The 4,152-nt window shown below is 68.6% G+C and carries 3 protein-coding genes and 1 pseudogene; 3 read left to right on the top strand and 1 reads right to left on the bottom strand.

Translation table 11 applies throughout. From position 1 onward, the window contains the following. Positions 1–71: 71 nt before the first annotated feature. Positions 72–1,163: a LacI family DNA-binding transcriptional regulator gene (locus tag JMF90_RS26880; protein ID WP_201317229.1), complete on the bottom strand. Its 1,092-nt coding sequence runs from the start codon at positions 1,161–1,163 to the stop codon at positions 72–74. Between the two features lie 241 nt (positions 1,164–1,404). Here JMF90_RS26880 and rbsK point away from each other — a divergent pair, with 241 nt between their 5' ends. The 3 genes and pseudogenes from rbsK to JMF90_RS26865 all read left to right on the top strand — a co-directional run. After that, the gene (rbsK, locus tag JMF90_RS26875) at positions 1,405–2,331 is read left to right on the top strand and encodes a ribokinase (protein ID WP_077220245.1); all 927 of its coding nucleotides are present in this window, start codon (positions 1,405–1,407) and stop codon (positions 2,329–2,331) included. A 60-nt stretch (positions 2,332–2,391) separates the two neighbouring features. Next, positions 2,392–3,711: an MFS transporter gene (locus JMF90_RS26870; RefSeq protein WP_034175427.1), complete on the top strand. Its 1,320-nt coding sequence runs from the start codon at positions 2,392–2,394 to the stop codon at positions 3,709–3,711. A gap of 43 nt (positions 3,712–3,754) precedes the next feature. Beyond that, positions 3,755–4,069: pseudogene (locus JMF90_RS26865) on the top strand (dihydrodipicolinate synthase family protein); the annotation flags it as partial. Positions 4,070–4,152: the final 83 nt, after the last annotated feature.

The raw sequence follows: 4,152 nt of genomic DNA, 5'->3' as shown, positions 1-4,152 counted from the left end.
GCCACGCGTGGCACGACAGGCTCGACAAGACGCTGCCGATCGACGTGATGCAGTCAGCCGGCGCTGCCCGGCTATTTCCTGCGTGCCGCGCGCGCCTGCGTCTGCGCCGGCGGCGCGGCGGATTCCCGTATGCGCAACTCGGGCTGGACGGCATGGCCGGGCCCCGTGGCGCCGTTCTCGAGCGCGTCGAGCAACGCGTGCGCGGCCTGGCGCCCGATCGCGTCGGTGTCGACCCACATCGTCGTCAGCGGCGGCTGGATCTCGCGCGCGAGCGCGACGTCGTCGAACCCGGTGATCGACAACTGCGCGGGCACGTCGATGCCGAGCGCCTGCGCTTCGAGCAACGCGCCGAGCGCGAGCGCGTCGTTGCCGCAGATCACGGCCGTCGGCCGCGTCGCCGCATCGCTGCCGGCGATCGCGCGCAGGCTGGCCCGCCCGAACGCGATCGTGGCCGCGCCTTCGTGCTGATGCACGGGGCGCACCGCGAGCCCGTGCGCGGCCAGCGTGTCGTGAATGCCGCGCAGGCGGGCCTGGACACGGTCGTTGTCCGTCGACGGCTGCATGATGATCGCGAAATCGCGATGGCCGAGGTCGAGCAGGTGCGTGGTGAGCCGTGCGAACGCCGCGCGGTTGTCGAAGCCGATGCAGCAGTGCGGGCTGTCGTCGCGGTACGCATACGTGACGACGTACGGCACGCGATGCATCGCAAGGAGTTCGAACAGTTCGGGCGGGTACGCTTCGCCGACCAGCGATACCGCTTCCACGCCGCGCGACAGCATCGCGCGCACTTGCGCGAGCGCCTGCGCGGGGTCGTAGTTCGAGCAGCCGAGGAACAGCGTGATGCCGTGCTCGGCCATGATCGTCTGCATGCCGGCGACCTGCGACGCGAACACCTGGTCGTCGAGGGTCGGAATGATCGCGCCGGTAATGTGGGTACGCGTGGACGCCAGCGCGCGGCCGGCCGCATTCGGAATCCAGTTCAGTGCGAGCGCCGCGTCGCGCACGCGCTGCTGCACGTCGGCCGACACCTTGCCGGGGTCGTTGTACACGCGCGAGACGGTCGCGGTCGACACGCCGGCCAGTTTCGCGACGTCGCCCAGCACCGAGCGGCCGCTGCCGCGGCGTGCCCGCGATGCGCCGCCGCGGGGCGGGGCCGTGCTCATCGGCCGTCTCCCGGCGGGGTAGGCCTGCCTGCGCCGTGCGTTGCCAGTCGCGTCATTGTTTACCCTCGATTCATGGTGGCCGCGCTTGCATCCTCATTCGATCCTGTGAGAATGTAAGCGCTATCTTGAAGCTGTTCCGTATTATGTCAGACATGGATTACACCCGCACCGCGAAATTTTCAGAGACGACAGCCTTTCCGGCCATTTTGTCGATCTCAAATGTAAGCGATTACATTCAAGCATGAGCGATCTCACCTCACCGCGTATCGCTGTCGTCGGCAGCGTCAACATCGACCTCGTCACACGGGCGCCGCGCCTGCCGGTGCCGGGCGAAACGCTGCTCGGCACGACGTTCGAGACCGTTCACGGCGGCAAGGGCGCCAACCAGGCGGTCGCGGCCGCGCGCCTCGGTGCATCGGTCGCGATGATCGGCTGCGTCGGCGACGACGCGTTCGGCGCGCGCTTGCACGCCGCGCTGGCGGCGGAGCGCATCGACGTGACGCACCTGCACCGGATCGCGGGCACGGCAACCGGCGTGGCCACGATCACGGTCGACGACGGCGGCGCGAACAGCATCGTCGTCGTGCCTGGCGCGAATGCATGCGTCGATGCCGACCGGATCGACGCGGCGCGCGACGCGATCGCCGGAGCCGCGCTGCTCGTGTGCCAGCTCGAAGTGCCGGTCGCCAGCGTGGCGCGTGCGATTGCGTGCGCAAGCGCCCACCACACGCCGGTGCTGCTCAACCCGGCGCCCGCGCAACCGCTTTTCGATGCGTTGCTGGCGCGGGTCGACTATCTCGTCGTCAACGAAACCGAGGCCGAGTCGCTGACCGGCATCGCCGTGGGCGACGACGCATCGGCCGCGCGCGCCGCCGATGCGCTGTGCGCGAAGGGCGTCGGCAACGTGCTGGTGACGCTCGGCGCGCGTGGCGTGTGCTGGCGTGGCAGCGCAGGGAGCGGCCGCCATCGTGCGATGGCGGTGGCGGCCGTCGATACGACCGCGGCCGGCGACACGTTCGTCGGCGGGTTCGCGGTCGCGCGGGCCGGCGGCGCGTCGATGGACGACGCGATCGGCTTCGGCCAGCGTGCGGCCGCGATCAGCGTTACGCGCCATGGCGCGCAGACGTCGATTCCGACGCGCGACGAAGTCAACCCTATGGATACCTGAATTCCGCATGCGACGGAACGGCCGAACCCGGCCCCTACCAGTGACATGGAGACAATCGACATGAACGACAACCCACCTGTTCCGCACGCGCCGCCCCGGATTCGGCGCGGTCAACGCATCGCGCTCGCCCTGTTGATGGCGAGCGGGATCGTCAACTACCTCGATCGCGGCACGCTGGCCGTCGCGAGTTCGGCGATCCGCGGCGATCTCGGCCTGTCGCTCGCACAGATGGGGCTGCTGCTGTCGGCATTCTCATGGAGCTATGCGCTGTGCCAGTTTCCGGTCGGCGGGCTGGTCGACCGCATCGGTCCGCGCCGGCTGCTCGGCATCGGGCTGATCGTCTGGTCGTTCGCGCAGGCGTCGGGCGGCCTCGTGTCCACGTTTGGGTGGTTCATCGTCGCGCGCATCGTGCTCGGCATCGGCGAGGCGCCGCAATTCCCGTCGGCGGCGCGCGTGGTGAGCAACTGGTTTCCGCTGCGGGCGCGCGGCACGCCGACCGGTATTTTCAATGCCGCGTCGCCGCTCGGTACCGCGCTTGCGCCGCTGCTGCTGTCGGTGCTCGTTGCATCGTTCCACTGGCGCTGGGCGTTCATCGTGACCGGCGCGCTCGGCCTCGTCGTCGCCGTCGTGTGGTTCGCGTTCTATCGCGATCCGGTGCGCGCGCAACTATCTGCCGCCGAGCGCAATTATCTCGATGCCGATGCGCAGAGCGTCGCCGCGGCGCCGAAACTGACCTTCGCCGAATGGCGCAGCCTGTTCTCGCACGGCACGACCTGGGGGATGCTGATCGGCTTCTTCGGTTCCGTGTACCTGAACTGGGTCTACCTGACCTGGCTGCCGGGCTACCTGACGATGGAGCGGCACATGAGCCTGATCCGCACGGGCTTTGCCGCATCGGTGCCGTTCCTGTGCGGGTTCGTCGGTTCGCTGGTCGCCGGCTGGCTGTCGGATCTCGTCACGCGCCGCAGCCGGTCGCCGGTCGTGAGCCGGCGCAACGCGGTGGTGGCCGCGATGCTCGGGATGGTCGCGTTCACGATTCCGGCCGCGCTCGTGCAGAGCAATACGGTTGCGCTCGCATGCATTTCGGTGGTGATCTTTCTTGCCAACGCGGCGTCGGCGTGCTCGTGGGCGCTCGCGACGGCGGCCGCGCCGCCGAGCCGCATCGCGTCGCTCGGCGCGATCCAGAATTTCGGCGGCTTCATCGGCGGCGCGCTGGCGCCGATCCTGACCGGCATCATCGCGCAGAAGTGGTCGTTCGTGCCCGCGCTGCTCACGGCGGCGGCGATCGCGTTCGCCGGCGCGATGGCCTACCTGCTGCTCGTGCGCAAGCCGATTCCCGAACAGGCCGCGAACGCCGCGCCCGGACCGTTGCCGGCGTAATCGTGCAGCCTGCATTCGCATTCACTGAAGGAAGGAGAAACCGATGCAACATCCGCAGCAATCGAACGTGACCATCGAGGGGATCGTACCGGTGATGCTGACGCCGTTCGACGACGCCGGCGCGATCGACTACGCCGGGCTCGAGCGGCTCATCGAATGGTATCTGGCACACGGCTCGGACGCGTTGTTCGCGGTTGCGCAATCGAGCGAGATGCAGTTCCTGAGCCTCGCCGAACGCGCGGCACTCGCGCGCTTCGTGGTCGAGCGGGTGGCCGGGCGCGTGCCGGTCGTCGCGTCCGGCCACATCAGCGACGATCTCGACGCTCAGGTTACCGAACTGTGCGCGGCGGCCGAATCGTCGTATAACTTCGTATAATGTATGCTATACGAAGTTATTACGGGACCTCGGAAGTGAGACCGGCCGTTCGTTGAGATGAATCT

It is taken from the genome of Burkholderia sp. E168m23 (assembly GCF_016586125.1).
Classification (GTDB): Bacteria; Pseudomonadota; Gammaproteobacteria; order Burkholderiales; family Burkholderiaceae; genus Burkholderia; species Burkholderia orbicola.
Note: the sequence above shows the minus strand (reverse complement) of the source record. Positions and strands in the feature narration are given on the sequence as shown.

Bases quoted from the DNA above. Each gene is read 5' to 3' on its own strand.
- JMF90_RS26880 (WP_201317229.1), bottom strand. From the start codon at position 1,163: ATGAGCACGGCCCCGCCCCGCGGCGGCGCATCGCGGGCACGCCGCGGC.
- rbsK (WP_077220245.1), top strand. From the start codon at position 1,405: ATGAGCGATCTCACCTCACCGCGTATCGCTGTCGTCGGCAGCGTCAAC.
- JMF90_RS26870 (WP_034175427.1), top strand. From the start codon at position 2,392: ATGAACGACAACCCACCTGTTCCGCACGCGCCGCCCCGGATTCGGCGC.